We start from the raw sequence: 19939 nt of genomic DNA, 5'->3' as shown, positions 1-19939 counted from the left end.
TGGATCCGGGAACGTTCGTCCGTGCGTCAGCTTTCAGCCGTCACGGGTTCAGGTGAAAGGAAAGATCCTGTTAGGTGTATCCTTCGACAGATCTGCACAACTTTCGAAACCGCTGTTCCAGATCACCCTGCTGATCGCGGATGGACTGGTTGAGATGGAACTGGACCAGGGCACGATCCAGATTCTGCCCATCACGCTTGACTTTGAAGTATTGATTACCGTTGAGATGATCGGTGAAAAAACGCACTCCCAGCTCAAAACTTATGAGCTTGACCGACTCCACCAGGAGTGCCCGGTCCGCGGAAACAAGAAGGTGACCAGCCGACTGCATGTAGCCGGTGAGCAGGGCCTGGAAATAATCAGCATCAAAAGTGGTTGCCCTCGGCTCCCGGCAAGCCTCGCCTTCACGATTGCAGCAGGACCTGAGACAATCTCCGAGATCGTGGAGAAGCAATCCGGGTTTGACTGTGTCAAAATCAATGAGACTGACAGCCTGATCCCTTTCCGCGGCAAAAAGAACATTACTGGTCTTGGGATCTCCGTGAATCACCCGGTTGGTCAGTTCCTGTCTGTTACGTTCAAGGAGGTCAGCTGTTGGCCGTTGTTGTTCGATATACTGATGACAGAAGTTTTCCCATCGGGTGCTCTTGCCTGAGGTGTCGCGCCAGGTGTCATACTGTTCCAGGTACCGGGGCGTGTTGTGCAGATCAGGCAACAGGTCGGTGAGGATCTCGGTATCGATGTCTGCGGTCAAGTGGTGAAAAGATCCCAACAAGGAACCGATTTCCCGTGCCTGTCCCCTGTGCTCGAGGGTCTGCAGGGTCCGGGTCCTGTCAATATAGGTCAGCAGCCGCCAGCCATATCCCGCAGGATCAAGATACAAATCCTTGCCTTCCGGATTGGAGAGAAGCCGGTAAAAGACCAGCGGCGGTGATGGGGCCATCCGCCGCAGATGTTCGGTCAGGTATCTGATGTTGGCCATGAGTGCGGTAGGATCGGGAAAGACACCGCGATGGAGACGCTGCAGGACCCTTTTATGTCCATTGGGCAGATCCACCAGCCAGGTATCGTTGATGTTGCCTTGCCCTAGAGGGTTCACCCTGGCTCCGCTCAGATGCGGCAGAAAAAACTGCAGTGCGTCGACAGTCTCCAGCATAGCTTATGAAAATATCAGGGGCTGAGGATTTTTGGTGGGTACTTTTGGGCGTTTAACCTCATCTTTTTCGACACCGCTGTCAACATGTCTATGTCAAGCTGGTCAGCCAGTCTGGTCAGATAGATAAGAACGTCGGCAATCTCAAGAGCGACTTGGTCTTTGGTTTCAGGACCAAGACAGGTGCTTTCGCCTTGACTGAGCCACTGGAATGGTTCCAGCAATTCGGCGGCCTCGACGATCAGAGCTGTTGCCAGGTTTTTCGGACTATGGAACCGTTGCCATTGTCGCTCTTCAGCGAAACGACGCAAGCCCATTGTCAACTCTGTAAGATTATCATATTGATATTCGATGTTGATTTTCTCCATGTTCTGCTCCGTCTTTTTTCCTGGTTCCCTGAATGAATGGACTCACCCGGTCATGATCGTAAAGGAAATTGCTTGTCCTCCTCGTGGGCAGCGGCTGACAGCGACGCGGTAAAAGCGGCGGCGATGGGTGATGGTTCCCGATTTTTCCGCTGGATGAGATAAATGATGCGTTCAGCGGGTATATCCTCCAGGGCAAGCGTTTTAATCAGACCATGGCGGACCTCCTCGACGACCGAGCGCAAAGAAAGGATTGATAAACCCAGTCCCGCCTTGATGGCCTCCTTGACCGCCTCGGTACTCCCCAGCATTGCAACATCCCGTAAATCCGCTTCTCGTAACCCCTGCTGATCGAACATCCCGGCAACAACCCGTCGGGTACCGGAACCTGGCTCGCGCAGAATGAAGGGGTGTGTGAAAAGTTCGGCCACGGGCAGCGATTCTCTGGACGCCAGTGAACTGGTTGGAGGTACGGCCACGACCAGGGTATCAGCAAAAACAGGGACCCAGTCCAGTCCTCGTTCATTCCAGACGCCGCCAACCAGACCAAGGTCAAAATCACCGGCCAGAACACCGGCGGCAATGGTTTTGGAACCGGAGATATGAAGGGAGGGTTTGACCTCGGGATAACGACGGCAAAACAAACCGATGATGACAGGAAGGATATAGGTCCCCGGGATGGTGCCGGCACCAATTTGCAGGGTTCCGCGCAAGGTTCCCTGGTAGTCAGCGATTGCCTGCAGTGTTTCCTGCTGCAGGCGGAGCATGCGGACGGCATGACCGTAAAGGAGATGGCCCACCGGGGTTGGTTCGACATCGCGGCCCAGACGATCAATCAACTTCTGGCCAATCTCTTTTTCCAGGCTGCGTACATGTTCACTGACTGTCGGCTGCGAGAGGCGCACTGACTCGGCAGCTTTAGTGAAACTTTTCAATTCCACCACCTTGCAGAATACATCCAGTTTTTTGATATCCATGGTCGCTGTTCCTGGAGAGAATCGTGGTTGTTAAAGAACCTTTAGTGTTGAGGCTTCAGGAGGCTGGCAGCGGAACTGTTCACTACAATTCGATTGACGAACGAGCGGTTGGTGAGTCATTTCCAATCCGGGTCAATTAAAATTTTTGTAACTATACCGGATTTGCTATACTTGAAACATAGAAGGATATTTCAGAGTTTTTTTTTGGATACGACAGTATGAAACTATGGTTCAAGTACCAGCACATTACTCTTCCCCTGTTGGTCACTCTGATTCTTGCCGGATTGTTTTACCTACCCTATCTCTCGGTTCGTAACAAGACCATCGAAACCCACCGGGCTCAACAGTTTTTGCTTTCCAGGCAGGCATCTACAGCTCTGGAGTCCTTTTTTTCCACCTATGAAAAGGCACTTGCTTATCTTATTGTTCAGCCGTCCATTCGTGATATGCAAGACAGCGGTAAAGTGCTTCTGGAAGATTTTCTCTCTATCCGGACCGATGATATTGTCGCGGTCCAGCGGACAGACGCTCAGGGATCGCTCCTTTTTTCCCTACCAGCCGAAAACAGCAAAGAACAGGATGCTGTTACGGAAATTTGCCGACGACAAAGGGAGCATCCAGCTCCAATGGTCAGTGATCTTATATCCTCTCCCGGGCAGGAGGATCGTATTTATATTTCCGCCGCTGTTCCCCGGGGCCAGGAGTATGATGGCTGTCTTTCTTTTCAGCTCCCGTTCCAGGAAATCTTTTCCCACTCTCTCCAATCCTTCCCTGTGCAACCGGACGGATATGTTCTGCTGATCAGTGGTGAAGGCACAATACTTCATGCCCCTGATCCGCAACTGCTGGTTGGTCTCACCCTGGATCAACTGCCTGGTAAATCCGAGGATCTGGCCAACCTGCGGCGCAAGCTTCTCAATCGCGAACAAGCCATTCTGCTCTTTTCCGATAATATCCTGATCGACCCTCAAGGTTTTTCGGGAAAAATGTTTGCCAGTATCTATCCGGTGCAATTGCCTGGCCCGGAAGTCTGGTCCATTGTTGCCGTCACCCCTGCTCGAGAGGTACTGGGTGCCATGGCGGACTTTCGCTCACAATGGCTGGTGGTGACCGTGGTCGCCCTGGTGACGATTGGTCTGCTTGGCATGTTGTTAGGTGGTATTACGGCTCGAAGACAGGAGGAGCAGGAACTTCGCGTAGTAAAGGAACACCTGGTCGGTCTGCTCGACCTGGTACCGATGGGGGTCTTTCTGGTCGATAAAAATAGTGTTATTGCTTATGCGAATCAATCGGCAGCAGATTTGGTGGAAGGAACATCTGTGGATCAGGTGATTGGTCGATTAATTACCGATTTTCTCCATTCCACGTCCAGGGAACCATTGGTATCTAATCTCGACAAACCTGCGACATCGGCTGTCGATGATAAAGAGGCCATCCTTCTCACTCTCAATAATAATCAGCGTGACATTGTCATGACTACAGCACCTTATCGGTTGGGGGATCAAGAGCACCGTACTGTTATCATTCGGAATGTCACCGAAGAGCGAAAAGCCGAAGAGCGCCGACGTCTTTTGACCGAGGCCGTGGAGCAGGTCAAGGAAGCTGTTCTTATTGCCGACCGGTCAGGGATCGTTGATTATGTCAATAATGCCCTGGTTGAAATGACTGGGTATCATCGTGAAGAATGCCTCGGGCGGCCAATGCGGCTTTTCTGGGCCAAAGAGCAGGAAGCGCATTTCGACGAACAGATGAAAGTTGTCATTCAAGGAGAGGTCTGGCGAGGGCGAATTGTCAATCGCCGCCGGGACAGCAGCCTCTTTGTAGCTGGAGCCACCGTTTCTCCAGTTCGCGATAGCAACAGCGTGGTCACTCACTTCATTGTGGTGCAGCGGGATATTACCCATGATGTTGAAGTTGAATCGAGAATGCGCCAGGCTCAAAAAATGGAGGCCATCGGCACCCTGGCCGGTGGAATTGCCCACGACTTCAATAATATCCTCGGTGGTATCATCGGCTTCACCGACCTGGCCCTGCTGCAGGTTCCCCCGAACACGGATCTCCATAACAATCTTCTTCATATCCGCAAGGGCGGTAAAAGGGCCGCAGATCTCGTTCAGCAGATCCTGACGTTCAGTCGCCAATCCGCCGAGGAAAAGGTGCCGGTTATGGTGGATCCGTTGATCAAGGAAAGTCTGAAATTAATGCGGGCCACCCTGCCCTCGACTATTGCCATCGTTCAAAACATCGAGGCGGCTGATGCTCAGGTCCTGGCGGCTCCGGTACAGATTCAACAGGTAGTGATGAATCTCTGTGCCAATGCCTTTTATTCCATGCGTGAACAGGGCGGCCAGCTTACCATTCGGCTTGAACGGATCCCCATCTCCAGCGACAGGGAAAAAAAAGGATCTGCCTCTTCCTGGGTTTCCCTGGTGGTACAGGATACCGGCCAAGGTATTGACAGTGATGTCATTCACCATATTTTTACTCCTTTCTTTACCACCAAAAAACCTGGAGAAGGAACAGGGATGGGGCTCAGTGTGGTCCATGGTATCGTCAGGGAACTGGGGGGGGAAATATCGGTGCAGTCCAGTCCGGGAAAAGGAACCACTTTTACCGTACTGCTTCCGGAAACCGAGGAAAAAGCGAACAATGTTCTCAAGAGCAGTGAAGAGCCGCTTCCCATGGGAAAGGAGCACATCCTGGTGGTGGATGACGAAAAAGAAATTCTGGAAACATGTCGAATGATGCTCAGCCATTTTGGCTATATTGTCACGACAACCGGCGATCCCGATAAGGTTCTCGATCTGATCAAAAACGCCGAAAAACAAGTCGATCTTGTCTTCACCGACCAGACCATGCCCAGACGCACCGGTATCGAGTTGATAAAAGATATCCACCAAATATATCCTGATATACCGGTTATTTTATGTACCGGTTATTCGGATCGACTGAATTCTGAAATAGCCAGGGAAGCCGGTGCCAGTGATTTACTGATGAAACCTGTGGACCTGCGCGGTCTGGCCATTGCCGTCCGGGCCGCGCTTGACATGAAAAACAACTGATCCTTATCAACCGTGGTCACGGGCGCCTGATCTTCATTGCCTGTACCTTTGGATCCGTGACGGCTGGTTGTTGTTTGGGGTGTACGCTCATGGATCCAGACTGAGTACAGGACCACTTTTTTATCGGATATACCCCCACTCTCTCAGCCGGTTGTGGGCGTATTGCGCCCGTTGACCCTGATTTCTTTTCCGCAGATAGGCAATATAGTGGTCAGCCGCCTGGCGACGATGGTTCATCTGCTCCCATGAATACCCTTGATAGAACAAAACCTCGGGATTTCCAGGAAGGAGACGGTCGTATTCTCCCAGATGGTGAATGGCTTGATTGTACTTCCTGTTGATGATTGAAGTTATACCGGTAATGATGTGGGCTTGGGCTTCCCGCGGATAGACCCGGGTGGCTTCAAGTGCATATCGTTCTGCTGCTGTATTCCTGTCCATGACAAGCTGGCACTTGGCCATCATCACCAGGGCAGCGTAATCGCCCGGGCGTAAGCGAAGCGCCTCTTGAAAATGCCGTTCCGCTTGCTGATGCTGTTTCTTCCCCATGGCTGCACTGCCCTGCTGAAGAGCGGTTATAAGCGGTTTATCCCTCCGCACGGATGCAGTGTTATCCATATATCGATCCCGATATACCGGCAATCTTTGCAATTGCTGATACGTAGTCTGGGCTGCCATTCGTGCCTGAGTCAGCCGTTCCGTGCTCATCGGATGGGTTGCAAACATCAATTCGATGGCACTTGCCTGATTCCTGCCGCTTCGCTGCAACATTTCCATAAGCTGCACCATACCTTCCGGGCTGTATCCGGTCCGGGTCATGTATGCCATGCCCAGGGCATCGGCTTCTCGTTCATTATCCCGGCTGTACCGCGCCAGCAGTGCTCCGGCGCTCAATGCTCCCAGGCCTTGGACCAGATCTGTGGCTCCTTGGTATCCTGCTGCGCTGGTGGCTACGGAGGCGCCGGTGACAAAAATATCAGCGAGCAGACCTTTGCTGACCTGTCGGGCGGAATGTCGGGCGCAGACATGACCGATTTCGTGGCCTAACAAAGCTGCCAGAGCAGCCTCGCTTTCCAGTTCCACCAGAATTCCCCGGGTTACGGCAATCGATCCGCCAGGAAAAGCATAGGCATTGATGTACGCGGCATTAACGGCCCGAAAAGAAAAGGGCATCTGCGGTCGGTGGGAGTTGGCGGCAATTTGGCGTCCTATGCCATCAATATAGGCATTAAGATTTCTGTCTTGAACAACTCCGTAATCCGCGGAAAACTGATGCGGCGATTGCTGCCGGTCCAAACTGATTTCCTGACTTTCCGAGATCATCATCAGATGCCGTTCACCCGTGACCGGGCTGACGGCGCAACCGGTCAGGAAGCGGCTGGTCAGCAGTGTTGCTGCGCCAAGTCCCATCAATTGCAAAATCTGTCGGCGATTGAAATCTGTTTTTTTCCTGATCATCGGTCCTTCCTCTGAAAACTTTGCTCGGGAGCACGGAGCTGTACCCAGTCCAGTGCCATCAAGACTGCAAAGACTGCTGGGTATATCCGTGCTTCGCTGCTTGCCCTGGGACCGGCAATATTGACAATTCTGGCGTTGCGGTTGAGTAACCAGGTCTGCACCGCTTCTGCAGCCTGGTGGAGAGGAAAATGTTCCAGGTCTATATGGAGATAAGGACGATCGTGACGAATTGCCAGGGCTTCAGTCAAAGCTGAGCCCCCCGAGAGCGGACCAAAAGAAAAAAGAAGGGTGACATCCGCACTCATTACATTTTTTTCAGTACGATCCCGATAACGCCGTGAATGCATTTCACGGAGAGTATATCGTCGAGACAGTGGACCATCTTCCGTTTTACGACCCTTGGGCAGCCAGCCTCCGTGGGGGATATCAAGAAGTATGGCTGCATCCAAAGCTGCTCGATCAGCTCCAGTTTGACCACCGGAAATGATCTCTTCAATCATGCTGATCCGCCTTTTTTCCGTTAAAATAATTCCTGGTTTTCAATTGTTCAACCAGGGATTGGGTCCATGGTAAAGTTGACAAGGCAAAAATTCATATTCTGCACCCTGGATCCGTGAGCGTTCATCCGTGCGTCAGTTTTGTTGCCCGTAACCGTTCGAATAAACTACACTTTATCGAAAGGTTACGGGCAACAAAGATGGCCTGCGGACGGACGCCCCGAAGGGCGGCAGGTGAAGGTGTTCTACGAAAAATGTATCTACACTTATACCCTGATTACAGACAAATATATCCAAAAGATGCACGACGCCGTCACGGATTCAGGTGTACTTGTCTTTCGATTGTCAACATGGTGTCTGGTTTTTTCAGCAAACCCTTTGACAAAGAAGGGAAGATGCATTTTAATGGACCGAATTTCGATTGCAACCCTGCAACGTGGAAGCTATCCGTCTAGATAATTTCTGCATAACCTTTGATCAAAAAAGGATACATGGTTACGGAAAAAAGTACTTCTCCAGTTCTGACCCGTCGCTTTTTTTTACAACAAACAACCCGGATCCTCGCTGGAATTACTGTAGCATCCATACCTGTAATTAGTAATGCATCATCCGTGCCAGTACTAAGAAGTACAAGGTCGGTGGGTAAACGCTCTCTCTCTTTTTATCATATCCACACCCAACAGAGCCTGGATGTCACCTATGCATGGGGCACTGCGTACAATGCAGCTGCTCTGGAGAGGATCAATTATTTTCTCCGTGATTTCAGGAGTGGTGAAGTATATCCTATCGATCCAAAATTATTAGATATTCTCTGGACAATCCAGGAGGATATGGGACGAAACGGTGTCTATGAGGTCATATCAGCCTTTCGTTCACCTGCCACCAACGGACAATTGCGGCAAGGTGGTGCTGGAGTGGCTGATCGTAGCCTTCACATGCAGGGTAAGGCTATTGATGTCCGCTTTACCGGAGCCAGAACCAATCAGATTCAACAACGCGCCATTCAATTGCAGCGGGGAGGCGTGGGATATTACGCTAGATCCGATTTTGTCCATCTCGACACAGGTCGTTATCGGGTCTGGTGACGAAGAACGAACCAGTCCCTATCCAGAAAAGGCTGATGTCACCAGACCTTTTGTTAGTCGCAGTTCCATTTCAACCTCGCAATAGTGCCTCCAAGCCTGCGCTCCAATATGCCGGCGCGCTTCTCGATCGAAAACAGAAGAGTTCATTTCCGGCCTGGCACGAATTCTCGACTGACGGGCTATCCTGATCCTAGCGTTCCTCCGAGAGGAGGAACGCTCACGGATCGAGTGACATGACTTTCAGGCATTGAAGGCACCGTAGGCCAAATACCCTAAGTAGCTGAAATAGAAAGCAAGAAGAGCCGAACCTTCCCATCTGTTGATCCTTCCTGGACCACGAAATCCATATCCAAAGAGAAAAAGCGATAGAGTCAGTACGGTCATGATAACAACATCGCGGTAAAAGACTACGGGATCGACCGCCATTGGATGAATAAGACCGGCTATGCCAACCACGGCCAGGGTATTGAAAAGATTTGATCCAATAACATTCCCCAGAACAATATCGTGCTCATTTTTTCTTGTTGCTGCGATTGATGCAGCCAATTCTGGTAGTGAAGTTCCTATGGCAACGATGGTCAGGCCGATCAGTAAATCACTGACCCCCAACTCCAGAGCAATTTCCACTGCTCCCCAGACCAAAACACGGGAACTGGCTATCAACAATACCAAACCAATAACGAGCCAGAAAATGGCTTGATTGATTGGCATGGATTGTTTGATTATTTTTTTCTCAATGACATTGCCAAAAGTATCATACTTTTTCCTCATTCCCCGCCAGATGGTCCACCCCATGAGACCTGAAAGAACCACCATCAACACCAACGCATCATAACGGCTAATTTCGCCACTCCATATTTGCCAGGCGGCCAATCCAGTCACAAGGGCAAGAATAGGTAATTCTTTACGAAGAATACGGGAAGGAACGGCTATTGGCTTCAATAGCGCAGTCAAACCCAAAATAAGGGCTATATTAGCTATATTCGAGCCATACGCGTTCCCCAGGGCAATCCCTGGATTTCCATGGTAAGCCGAGATTGCGGAAACGACCATCTCAGGCGCGGAGGTACCGAAACCGACCACCACCATGCCTATGAGAAGAGGAGAAACTCCTAAATACCGTGCGGTAACAGCGGATCCATCAATAAAACGGTCGGCGCTCCAAACCAGGACGATCAGACTGATAACGACCGCCAGAAAATAAGTGAGCATATAGGATGTGAATCTATGTCTGTAGAATTTTCCTGAATCCGTTACGACTGGAATTTTTTGGCTATATCACACTGTATTCATGTTATAAATGCAGCGGAATCATTGACAATACCTTTCACCAGCCGCCGTTCGGGGGATTCGTCCGCAGGCTATTTTCATCGCCCATATCCGTCCGATGGAGTGTACTTTGTGAAAACGGTCATAGACAATAAAGTTGACGCACGGACGAATTTCCACGAATTCATTTTTAAGATCTTCAATTTTTTCGACCGACAAAATACCATTTAGCAATAATTACTTATTACATAAAATATATTATTGTTGTTATTAGCATGGTTAGTATGTTGGTTATTTTTATAACATTCTATATTTATTATATATTTTTTGTTATTTTTTTTGTTTGCTTCTTATGAGTCTGTTGGTGAGAATTATACGTGCACATATTCGCACATTGTTTCAACAACTATTTACACAGGATATCAACAAAAGTATCATCTGAATCCGTGACGACCGAGCTGTTGTCCGGGGTATATATTTGGCTCTAGTCAGGGAATTCAGGTCAATAAACTGCGAGGAGAATAAAATGGGTGGAACACGAATAATAGACAGTCATATCCATTGCGGCACCCAGCATGTCGATCTTCCTTACGAGAGTATCGAACCATTGCTTCGTCAGGCCGAAATCACCGATGCCTGCCTTTTTGCACCGGTAGAGGATATTTATGACCGTAATAATTACTATTTTGAAGATAATAATACGTGGCGAAAGATCCGGCGCTCGGCGAATCACTATCTCTTACAATTGGCGTCTTCTGGAGAACCCGTTTTTCCTTATCTGTTCGTCTGGAACGATTTTGCCATCGAAGAATTGGCGCATCCCTATTGCGGTATCAAATGGCATCGCCATTCCTATGAACCTGAATACAACTATGAAGATCCCCGTTGCGCCAAAATGATTAAGGAAATAACGAGACGTCGCCTGCCTATCGTTTTTGAAGAGAGTTTTGAAAATACACTGCGTTTTATAAACCATCTGGCTCCAGAGGCAGTAATCATCATACCTCATCTCGGTGGTCTCAATGGTTCCTATCAATCTTTGGAACGGGCAGGAATTTGGCGCAGAGATAATGTGTACGCCGACTCAGCTTTAGCCTCGACCACTGAAATCCGCCATTTTCTTGACCATTACGGACCTGAAAAACTGCTTTTTGGCAGCGATTTTCCTTTTGGAATGCCCAGTTATGAACTGGGCAAGATAGAACGTATGCGACTTGCCAGCGCTGATTTTGAACAGGTTGTATCCGGCAATATTCTGGCGCTTATCGATGCTATCCAACCGCCGGGATGATGTGCCTCTCAACTTGATTATTGGCTGAATCCGTGAAGCCTGGATTCTTTGTACGGACGACCGCTCAACGGATCCAGGTTACACCTCACCCACCGCCGAGATACGCGTTCTGCACCTCAGGATTAGCCAGCAGGGCGCGGGCGGAATCCTCGAGGACGATTTTGCCGAGCTCCAGGACATAGCCACGGTGCGCCAGTTTCAGGGCCAGGCGAGCGTTCTGTTCCACCAGGACTATCGTTACGCCGGTCTCATTAATTTTGCGGATTGTTGAAAAGATGGATTTAACCAGGATTGGAGCCAGACCCAGACTGGGTTCATCAAGGAGAAGAATCTTAGGATTGGCCATTAGACCGCGACCAATGGCCAGCATCTGCTGCTCGCCACCACTGAGGGTTCCTGCCAATTGGCTGCGCCGGTCGTACAGAATGGGAAACATGGCGTACGCTTTTTCCAGATTTTGTGCTATCCGATCTTTATCTGTGGTGGAATACGCTCCAAGATGGAGATTTTCGAGCACGGTCAGGGTGCTGAAAACCCGACGACCTTCAGGAACCTGGGCCAGGCCCCGTTGAACAATGTGATGCGCTTCCAGTTTGTGGAGTGGTTGATTATCAAGAAAAATTCCGCCACCACTGGCCTTGACCAGACCGCTGATAGTCATCAATGTTGTTGACTTTCCGGCACCATTGGCACCAAGAATAGTGACGATTTCTCCCTGGTCCACATGCAGGTTCAATCCGTTAAGTACCTGCACATTACCGTATTTTACTTGCAGATTTTCAATACGCAAACGCATAGTCAGAAATCCTCATCCCCATCCGCGTCAGGTGCGCCCAGATAAGCGTCAATGACACGTTGATCCGTGCGAATTTCTTCCGGTGTTCCCTGAGCAATCAAGATGCCGTACTCGAGAACCACCAGGTTATCGCAGATTTTCATAACCAGGTTCATATCGTGTTCTATCAGGAGCACAGTGATACCTCGGTCACGAATCTGAAGAATAAGATCAACCAGGACCTGGGTTTCATAATCGTTCATTCCACCGGCAGGTTCATCCAGAATGAGAAAACGAGGTCTGGTGGCCAAAGCCCGGGCTATTTCAAGGAGACGCTGATTTCCATAGGAGAGGTTGCGCGCGACTTGATCCAACTGTTGTCTGAGGCCGACAAAGGAGAGTTCAGCGACAGCGGTTTCCAATGCTTGGCGTTCTTCGCGTTTCTGCCAGGGCAGGCGCAGCATGGAGCCGATCACCCCGGAGCGCATCCGGCAATGACATCCGGCCAGGACATTTTCCAGAGCACTCATGTTCGGAAAAAGGCGGATGGTCTGAAAGGTCCGGGCAATGCCCAGGGAGACGATCCGATGGGTGCGCATAGTGGCGATGCTCTGCCCGTCAAAAAGAATCTCGCCCTTATCCGGACGATAGTTTCCGGTGATGAGGTTGAACACCGTGGTCTTGCCGGCACCATTGGGTCCGATAAGACCAACGATGCTGCCGGAATCGACGTCAAAGCTGACCCTGTTCACCGCCATGACACCGCCAAAGGATTTGGTCAGATCGGCCAGGCGCAGCAGTGGCTGATTGCTCATGGGCCCGCTTGCCTCGATTGGGGGGGTAGGTTGAGGGTATAGGTTCGGGGTGAAGGCGGTAGGAGACCCCGGGGGCGAAAGATCATCATCAAGACCATGGCTGCACCGAAAACCAGCATTCTGGTGTCGGCGAATTCACGGAAAATCTCGGGCAGGCCGATAATGAGAAAAGCACCGAGAAGAACACCGCGGATGCTTCCTGACCCCCCGAGGATGACAATAGTGAACATGATCACTGATTCCCAGAAGGTGAAGGATTGCGGAGATATTATTGTCATTTTGGAGGCAAAGATAGTGCCGACCATACCGGCCCAGAAAGCACCGAGAATGAATGCCACCAGTTTGTAATGGGCGGTATTGATACCACTGCCTTCGGCGGCGACATCATCTTCACGGATATACTGCAGGGCCCTGCCGAAACGTGAATTTTCCAAACGGCGGAAAAGCAGTACCGTGACTGCGGCAAAGGCGAAAATCAGGTAGTAGAAATCGTGGGAGGTGCGGATTACATAGCCAAAAAGGACAGGTCGACTGATGCCGAAGATACCATTGGCTCCTCCGGTTAAACCAAAAACATTGTTCACCAGGGCGATGCGGACAATTTCGACTATGCCGATGGTAACGATGAGCAGGTAGTCGCCTCGAAGGTGAATAATCGGCCTGGCCACCAGCAGAGCAAACAGGCCTGCAAAAAGACCGCTCACCGGCATCAGCCAGAGAACGGGAATGCCCATCTGGGTGTTGAGAATGGCTGTGGTGTAGGCCCCTATGGCAAAAAAGGCGGCATGGCCCATGTGGAACAGGCCCGCATACCCGAGAATGACATTCAAGCTGAGGGCGAGAATAGCATAGATGCCAATGGAGTTGAGAACCTCCACCCAGTAGGCGTTCAACCATATGGGGGCGATGAGCAGGACCGCCACAATGCAAACGTTTAAGAGGGTAGCCGGTTTCATACTTTGTCCGCCACCCGTTCGCCCAGAATACCAGTGGGGCGAAAGATAAGGATCAAAATGAGCACCAGAAATGAAATGGCATCCTTCCATGCCAGGGATATATAGGTGGCACCCAGGGCCTCGATCACGCCGAGGAGCAATCCACCGAGCATCGCTCCCGGAATATTACCGATGCCGCCGAGTATCGCGGCGGTGAAGGCTTTCAGGCCATACACCCAGCCCATGGTGAAGTTGATCTGCCCATAATAGAGTCCAACCATCATCCCGGCGGCGCCGCCCAAAGCCGGACCGATGAGAAAGACGTACATGATCACCCGGTTGACATCGATGCCCATTAGTTTGGCGGCTCCCTGGTCGATGGCTGCTGCGCGGATGGCGGTTCCGGTTCTGGTTCGCTGGACGAAAAAGTACAGCCCTGCCATCATGACGATGGAAGCTGTGAAAAGAAGGATCCGCATCACCGGGATCTGAACACCAAAAAGGGTAATCGAGGTGACTGGAAGAATATCGTGGGGATAGACTCGAAATCGCGCTCCGTAAATGAGCATGATGGCATTCTGGAAGAATATCGATGCTCCCAGTGCTGAAACTACGGCCGACAAACGGGGTGATGTGCGTAAGGGTCGATAGGCGACCCGTTCGAGCAGGGCTCCAATGACCGCCACCAGGCCCATGACCATAATCGTGAGGACAAGGATGCCTGCCAGGGGGCCAAGATGACTGGTCAGCCCCATGGATACCAGCAGAGTAAGTCCCAGATACGCACCGATGGTGAACAGATCGCCGTGGGCGAAATTGATCAACTTGAGCACACCGTAGACCATGGTGTAGCCCAACGCAATCAGAGCGTAAATACCGCCCACGGCCAGACCGTTGGTCAGTTGTTCAAAAAAAAGCTGCATAGCGCTTCCCCGGTACCGGTGCGTTGAATGAGGCCTGCCGGGATGAATTATTCCATCCCGGCAGGCCGTGAAGGGCTGAAGAGACCCGTCGTCCGGTATGTATGGACAGACGGATCAGGACCAGTTAGGGCTGAAGAACAAAATTGCCCTCGCCGTCCACATGATACAGACGATACAACTCACCAACCCGGTCACCTTTGTCATCAAAGGCTATCGTTCCGGTCAAGCCCTGGAAATCCTCAAGACCGGTGCGGAGAAATTCAGCGATTTCATCCGGTTCTGTTGAGCCGGTTCCTTCAATGGCGGCAACAAGCACCTTGAAGGCATCGCCGGCCAGTACAGCCCAGACCGAGGCGGGATCGCCTTGATATTTTTCCCGATATGCGGTCATAAAGGACATCGCCTCTGCGGAATCCAGGTCCTGGGGAACAGGCGGGCTTAAAAACATGAAACCCTCTGCAGCCTCTGTACCGGCAATACTGACCAAGTCAGGGTTGTTGGTGGCGTCACCACCAAGGAACGGTACATCCCAGCCCATGTTTTTCTTCTGGCGGAGCAGCAGACCCGCTTCGGGAAAGTATCCGGTAAATAGAACGACATCGGGATTACGTGACCTCAGTTGTGAGAGGATGGCGCTGTAATCCCGTTCTCCCGGGGTTAAAGCGTCAAAAAGGACGATGTCCAACTCGTCCGCTTGCAACAAAGCCTGAGCTTCATCGGCCAATCCCCTGGCATAGGTGGTGTTGTCATGGAGAATGGCGATCCTTTCAAAACCAATGTTTTTCAGAGTATTGGCGGCAACAAGTCCTTGTTCGTCATCCCTCGGCGAGGTACGGAAAAAATATTGCAGTCCTTTTTCACTCAGTCGGATAGCGGTTGAGCCTGTAGCTACTTGAACAATCTTGTTTTCATCGTAAATATTCTGAGTAGCCTCGGTAATGGAGGAACCATACGTTCCAATCACCGCAACGATGCCTTGCGTGGAAAGCCGCTGAGCAGCCAGGGAAGCGGTCCGGGGATCACCACCATCGTCTTCGGCAATAATGACCACTTTCTGCCCCAACACACCGCCGGCTTCGTTGACCTCATCAGCGAGTAAATCAACGATTTGCTTCATAGCCCGGCCTTCGCTGGCCCAGGAACCGGTCAGCGGCGCCATTAACCCGATGCGGATCTCTGCAAAGGCCTGCCCGACCACAAACGGCACAGCCACCAATCCTGCCAGTAACCACAACATCATACGTTTTTTCATACAAGTACCTCCTTGCTTGGAAGTTAGAGTGAAACCGCACCTCATGGTGGGTCGACACAGATGTCTGCACAATGCAGTCCCCAGGGCTGATTGACTCCCGCTGCATCAATGAGTTACGCTCACGGATCCAGGTTGATGCAAAGCAAAAATCTCGCTTCTGGACAGATATGAACCAGTTTTCTGGTACAGGGCTACAGCAGAACGTGGTAACATTTACTAATCCGCAGGCTTCGCGTCAATTTTTTTATGTACTATCTCCCTTGCCTGTTGAGTACAGAGGGTATTTCTTGTACTCGTAAACTTTTACTTCAGCGGCCGATTTTCAAGAGACCGTGCATGAGCACGTTCATGTCATGTTCCAATATCTTTATTCTTGTTAAGCCGACATCCCGGTTAGACAAATGTCGTCTTTCCCCCCTACTGATGGACACAGAAGGACCACAGAAGGGGTGGTCGCCCGATGCGTTTCAGATCAACCACACATTACCAGGAGAATGCTCATGACCACACACGCAACAGCAATGGTACAGGCTTCCTTTGTAGCCGATTCTCTGGCCCTGGGAGCCCACTGGGTGTACGATATCGCTGAGATCGATCGGCGCATCGGTCGAGTTGATGACCTGCGCGCACCTCTGCCCGATTCGTTCCATGCCACCAAAGGTCGGGGCGATTTTACCCATTATGGTGACCAGGCTCTGGTCTTGCTTGAATCCATCGCCGCAACCGGAAGGTTTTCCCTTGATGGCTTCAGCCGTTCCTGGCGATCCCTGTTTGACGGGTATCAGGGCTACATCGATAAGGCAACCGCCACGACCCTGGAAAATATGGACAAGAGCCCGCCACCGCAGCCGACGGGATCGAGTTCGTCGGACCTCGGAGGTGCCGCCAGGATTGCACCACTGGTGTTCCTGTATCGGAACAACCTGGAGCAACTCCTTGAAGCTGTTCATTTGCAGACCTCCATGTCCCACAACAACGTCGCCACCCTGGCGGGTGCTGAATTTCTGGCTCGGACCACCTTTGAGGTTCTGCAGGGAGTCGATCCCCGGGTGGCCATGGAAAATGCTTTGGATGCAGGCGTTGCGGATATTGATCTCGATAACCGTATCCGTGGCGGCTTGGATTCAGGCGGCAAGGACACCCGCAAGGTTATCGGGCACTTTGGCCAGATGTGCGGTATTGCCGCGGCGCTTCCCGGAGCCATCCATCTGATAGTTACCTATCCGGATGATCTGAAAACAGCCTTAATCGAAAATGTAATGTCCGGTGGTGACTCGGCAGCTCGTGGTCTCGCTGCCGGGATGGTCCTCGGGGCTCATCTTGGCCCGGATGCTCTGCCTGAACAATGGCTGGACGGATTGAACCAGAAGACTCATATCTCCGCCTTGCTCGCATCGCTGGAGAATGGGGCCTGAGCATCGGGTACATGGGATCCGGACGCAACCGGTCCCATGCAGATGGTGGTCGTTTGTGGGTTCTCAAAAAAACAAGAACCACATTGTCGTATCCCTTTGGGCAATGAAAAAACCTATTGACGCCGATATCAATAGGTTTTAAAAAGCAAGTGTTGTTTTGGTAAAAATTATTAATTCTGGGTGCAATGAATTCCGACGACTTCAAAAATGACCTGGACCATTTTGAACAGACCTGCAAAAATGCGGGACTCAAGGTGACACAGCAGCGTATGGAAATTTATCGTGCCCTGTTGGAATCTTCTGATCATCCCTCAGCTGAAACCCTGTATCGTCGTTTGCGGGATCGAATGCCCACACTATCCCTGGACACGGTATACCGGACCCTGGCCACTTTTGAAAAACACCGTCTTGTCCACCGTCTAGAAACCAAGGAAAGTCAGGCGCGATTTGAAGCACTTAATGTCAGACATCACCACTTCCTCTGCGATCGATGCGGTTCGGTTTTTGATTTCACCTGGCCCGCTTTCGATACAGTAGCATTGCCCCCAACCCTGGGGCGAATCGGCACCATAGAGCGAAAAAATGTGGTTCTGCATGGGAGGTGTACTGCCTGCTTGGCAGCAGAAGATCGGTAACTTGTTAAGAGAAGATCCTGGATCGGTGAACGTTTTTCGGTGGGTGAGCTGTATTGTCTGTGACCGTTCGATTAAAGAAGACTTTATTGGACGTTTACGGGCAATTGATCTTTACACCTTAAAGAGAATGATTATTCTCTGCCGGGAGTTGTACCCACCTCACCCGTCTGAACCCGGAAAAGGCCGCTCCTCAAGACCAGGCAGCGGTCGTTTTCCCAAGACTACAATTTTACGCAAGGAGAAAAACCCATGGCCACCATAACCTTGAAAGGCAACGCCATAGAAACCATCGGTACCCTGCCCGCCAAAGCTGCTCCGGCTCCGGAATTCACCCTGGTCAAATCTGATCTTTCCGAGGCAAGTTTTGCTGATTACAAGGGTAAACGAGTTGTCCTCAATATTTTCCCGAGTATCGATACACCGGTCTGCGCCGCCTCGGTCCGTCGATTTAACCAGACCGCCGGGTCTCTGGAGAACACGGTCGTTCTCTGCATTTCCGCTGATCTTCCTTTTGCCCATAGCCGATTCTGCGAAATCGAAGGGCTGAAAAACGTTGAATCCTTGTCCGTCTTCCGCAACCCTGAATTTGGCAAAACCTACGGCGTGACCATCACCAGCGGCCCTGTTGCCGGCCTGCTGGCCAGAGCGATTGTCGTCATCGATACCGACGGCACGATTCTCCACACCGAACAGGTCCCTGAAATTGCTCAGGAGCCTGATTACGAAGCAGCACTCGCTGCCCTGAAATAATTTGCATTCGTGAACGTTCGTCCGCACGCTCGAAGGGCGGCGGATGAAGGAGAATTTTCAAAAATATCGTCGTAGTTCTAACCTGAGTCCAGTCGTCACGGAACTAGGAGGATAAAAGCAAGTTTCCCTGGGCGCTGCTGTTCCGCCCTGTTCCGCTTGTTCGGTAAAAATCGTCCCGGACCATGTCAGATGGACCGGGACGGTTTGGACACCTCTCGACATCTCTCGCAAAGGTTGCAGCTTCCTGAGTTTCTCGGCAATTGTTCAGAGCATTCGCTGTTCCCGACTAGCTTCATGCCTTTTCCTGACCTCAAAAACCGAATACCCGCAATTCAAGCCTGCGCTCTTGTCAGGGCTGTCCGGGAAAAAATCCAGACACAGCCTTCACCAATGCCCATCAATGGACTGGAAAACCCTCCACAAATGGTGTGTATTGTGGTCAACAGCCGCCTTTCATAAATTCGCTGCCCGATGTACCAGGGTTTGATGCCGAAGGCAGCAATGATTGCCAGGCAGCGGCACTGCTTTCGCGGATATCCGGCATAAGGACGATTGTCTCCTTGAATCCGTAGCTAGTCAGGGCCTGGCGACACTCCTTGAGGGTATCCTGGACAATCTCCTTGGGATGATCGCCAAAAAGGTTATACACCAATCCACATAAGGTGATGGAGCGGGACCTGATTGCTTCCAGACTGAGTCGAGTGTGGTTGATGGACCCCAACCGTGGCGTGGTAACCAGAATCAAAGGCAGGTTGTTGGCTGCAATATAATCGAGCAGCAAAAGATCGCGGTTCAGGGGGACGAGCAGGCCACCGGCACCCTCCACCAGCAGCCATTGATAATCCTTCTGCAGGGTGACGAGCGACTGGTCCAGCACAGAGGCTTCAATGGTCTGCCCTGTCATCTCCGCAGCCAGCTTGGGAGAGGCTGGAAAAGGAAAGACATACGGACAGGTAATTCCTTGCCGGTCAAAATCAGTCAACTCCTGGCCCATGATTTTCCGGTGGAGCATGATATCATCAGAGGTGTCGCGACATCCTGTCTGCACCAACTTCAAGGTCGTGGTCGCCCACCCTTGCTGGAGAAGATAGCGGCCCAGGAGCCCGGTCACGTAGGATTTGCCGACTCCGGTATCGATCCCACCTATAGCCATGGCCCCCTGTGAACGACTCATGAATGCACCTGGACATGTGGCGGAACTCTGTGCAGCCGGGCGTTCCTCATTTTTCGGTTTTTCTCCCTGAATCCGTGACGGCTGGATTCTTGTTTTGCATATGTCTAG

At 51.3% G+C, this 19939-nt stretch carries 18 protein-coding genes; 6 read left to right on the top strand and 12 right to left on the bottom strand.

Annotated features, from left to right (window positions below; translation table 11 throughout):
* Window positions 1–70: 70 nt before the first annotated feature.
* The 3 genes from JWG43_RS06505 to JWG43_RS06495 are packed head-to-tail and all read right to left on the bottom strand — an operon-like array spanning window position 71 to window position 2495.
* Window positions 71–1156 carry a phosphotransferase enzyme family protein gene (locus JWG43_RS06505; RefSeq protein ID WP_205242017.1) on the bottom strand — a complete coding sequence of 362 codons (1086 nt, stop codon included), beginning with the start codon at window positions 1154–1156 and terminating at the stop codon, window positions 71–73.
* 14 nt (window positions 1157–1170) lie between these two features.
* The gene (locus JWG43_RS06500; protein WP_205242016.1) at window positions 1171–1521 is read right to left on the bottom strand and encodes a nucleotide pyrophosphohydrolase; all 351 of its coding nucleotides are present in this window, start codon (window positions 1519–1521) and stop codon (window positions 1171–1173) included.
* A gap of 50 nt (window positions 1522–1571) precedes the next feature.
* Entirely contained in the window at window positions 1572–2495 is a 924-nt protein-coding gene (locus tag JWG43_RS06495) for a selenium metabolism-associated LysR family transcriptional regulator (RefSeq protein ID WP_205242015.1), read from the bottom strand.
* Window positions 2496–2713: 218 nt separating this feature from the next.
* On the opposite strand from JWG43_RS06495, the gene JWG43_RS06490 reads away from it, so the two are divergent.
* Window positions 2714–5557, top strand: coding sequence for a PAS domain-containing protein (locus tag JWG43_RS06490; RefSeq protein ID WP_205242014.1), 2844 nt, complete (start codon window positions 2714–2716; stop codon window positions 5555–5557).
* 120 nt (window positions 5558–5677) lie between these two features.
* Here the strand turns inward: JWG43_RS06490 and JWG43_RS06485 are convergent, their stop codons facing one another.
* Together JWG43_RS06485 and JWG43_RS06480 are read right to left on the bottom strand one after the other, a co-directional pair.
* The gene (locus JWG43_RS06485; protein ID WP_205242013.1) at window positions 5678–7015 is read right to left on the bottom strand and encodes a M48 family metalloprotease; all 1338 of its coding nucleotides are present in this window, start codon (window positions 7013–7015) and stop codon (window positions 5678–5680) included.
* Window positions 7012–7515 carry a putative molybdenum carrier protein gene (locus JWG43_RS06480; protein ID WP_205242012.1) on the bottom strand — a complete coding sequence of 168 codons (504 nt, stop codon included), beginning with the start codon at window positions 7513–7515 and terminating at the stop codon, window positions 7012–7014. Before JWG43_RS06480 ends, JWG43_RS06485 begins: the two co-directional genes overlap by 4 nt.
* 635 nt (window positions 7516–8150) lie before the next feature.
* Between JWG43_RS06480 and JWG43_RS06475 the strand changes: the two genes are divergently transcribed.
* Window positions 8151–8597, top strand: a complete 447-nt coding sequence (locus JWG43_RS06475) for a YcbK family protein (protein ID WP_338033242.1) — start codon at window positions 8151–8153, stop codon at window positions 8595–8597.
* 240 nt (window positions 8598–8837) lie between these two features.
* Here JWG43_RS06475 and JWG43_RS06470 read toward each other — a convergent pair whose 3' ends face one another.
* Window positions 8838–9809: a calcium/sodium antiporter gene (locus JWG43_RS06470; protein WP_205242010.1), complete on the bottom strand. Its 972-nt coding sequence runs from the start codon at window positions 9807–9809 to the stop codon at window positions 8838–8840.
* 583 nt (window positions 9810–10392) lie between these two features.
* Here JWG43_RS06470 and JWG43_RS06465 point away from each other — a divergent pair.
* A complete protein-coding gene (locus JWG43_RS06465) occupies window positions 10393–11157 on the top strand; it encodes an amidohydrolase family protein (protein ID WP_205242009.1) in 765 nt (254 codons plus the stop codon).
* 85 nt (window positions 11158–11242) lie between these two features.
* On the opposite strand, the gene JWG43_RS06460 is transcribed toward JWG43_RS06465, so the two are convergent.
* The 5 genes from JWG43_RS06460 to JWG43_RS06440 form a co-directional block, all read right to left on the bottom strand.
* A complete protein-coding gene (locus JWG43_RS06460; RefSeq protein ID WP_205242008.1) occupies window positions 11243–11953 on the bottom strand; it encodes an ABC transporter ATP-binding protein in 711 nt (236 codons plus the stop codon).
* Between the two features lie 2 nt (window positions 11954–11955).
* Entirely contained in the window at window positions 11956–12747 is a 792-nt protein-coding gene (locus tag JWG43_RS06455) for an ABC transporter ATP-binding protein (protein WP_205242007.1), read from the bottom strand.
* A complete protein-coding gene (locus JWG43_RS06450) occupies window positions 12744–13703 on the bottom strand; it encodes a branched-chain amino acid ABC transporter permease (protein WP_205242006.1) in 960 nt (319 codons plus the stop codon). The genes JWG43_RS06455 and JWG43_RS06450 overlap by 4 nt, the downstream gene beginning before the upstream one ends.
* Complete coding sequence (locus JWG43_RS06445; RefSeq protein ID WP_205242005.1) at window positions 13700–14605, bottom strand: branched-chain amino acid ABC transporter permease; 906 nt, start codon at window positions 14603–14605, stop codon at window positions 13700–13702. Before JWG43_RS06445 ends, JWG43_RS06450 begins: the two co-directional genes overlap by 4 nt.
* 124 nt (window positions 14606–14729) lie before the next feature.
* Window positions 14730–15857: a branched-chain amino acid ABC transporter substrate-binding protein gene (locus tag JWG43_RS06440; RefSeq protein ID WP_205242004.1), complete on the bottom strand. Its 1128-nt coding sequence runs from the start codon at window positions 15855–15857 to the stop codon at window positions 14730–14732.
* A gap of 500 nt (window positions 15858–16357) precedes the next feature.
* On the opposite strand from JWG43_RS06440, the gene JWG43_RS06435 reads away from it, so the two are divergent.
* From JWG43_RS06435 to tpx, 3 genes are all read left to right on the top strand, one after another.
* The gene (locus tag JWG43_RS06435; protein WP_205242003.1) at window positions 16358–17272 is read left to right on the top strand and encodes an ADP-ribosylglycohydrolase family protein; all 915 of its coding nucleotides are present in this window, start codon (window positions 16358–16360) and stop codon (window positions 17270–17272) included.
* 185 nt (window positions 17273–17457) lie between these two features.
* Window positions 17458–17907, top strand: coding sequence for a Fur family transcriptional regulator (locus JWG43_RS06430; protein ID WP_205242002.1), 450 nt, complete (start codon window positions 17458–17460; stop codon window positions 17905–17907).
* A 249-nt stretch (window positions 17908–18156) separates the two neighbouring features.
* A complete protein-coding gene (tpx, locus tag JWG43_RS06425) occupies window positions 18157–18657 on the top strand; it encodes a thiol peroxidase (RefSeq protein WP_205242001.1) in 501 nt (166 codons plus the stop codon).
* A gap of 439 nt (window positions 18658–19096) precedes the next feature.
* On the opposite strand, the gene bioD is transcribed toward tpx, so the two are convergent.
* A complete protein-coding gene (gene bioD / locus JWG43_RS06420; protein WP_205242000.1) occupies window positions 19097–19831 on the bottom strand; it encodes a dethiobiotin synthase in 735 nt (244 codons plus the stop codon).
* Between the last annotated feature and the right edge of the window lie 108 nt (window positions 19832–19939).

The organism is Desulfobulbus alkaliphilus (assembly GCF_016918545.1).
Classification (GTDB): Bacteria; Desulfobacterota; Desulfobulbia; order Desulfobulbales; family Desulfobulbaceae; genus Desulfobulbus; species Desulfobulbus alkaliphilus.
This window is presented reverse-complemented; position numbering and strand designations above follow the sequence as displayed.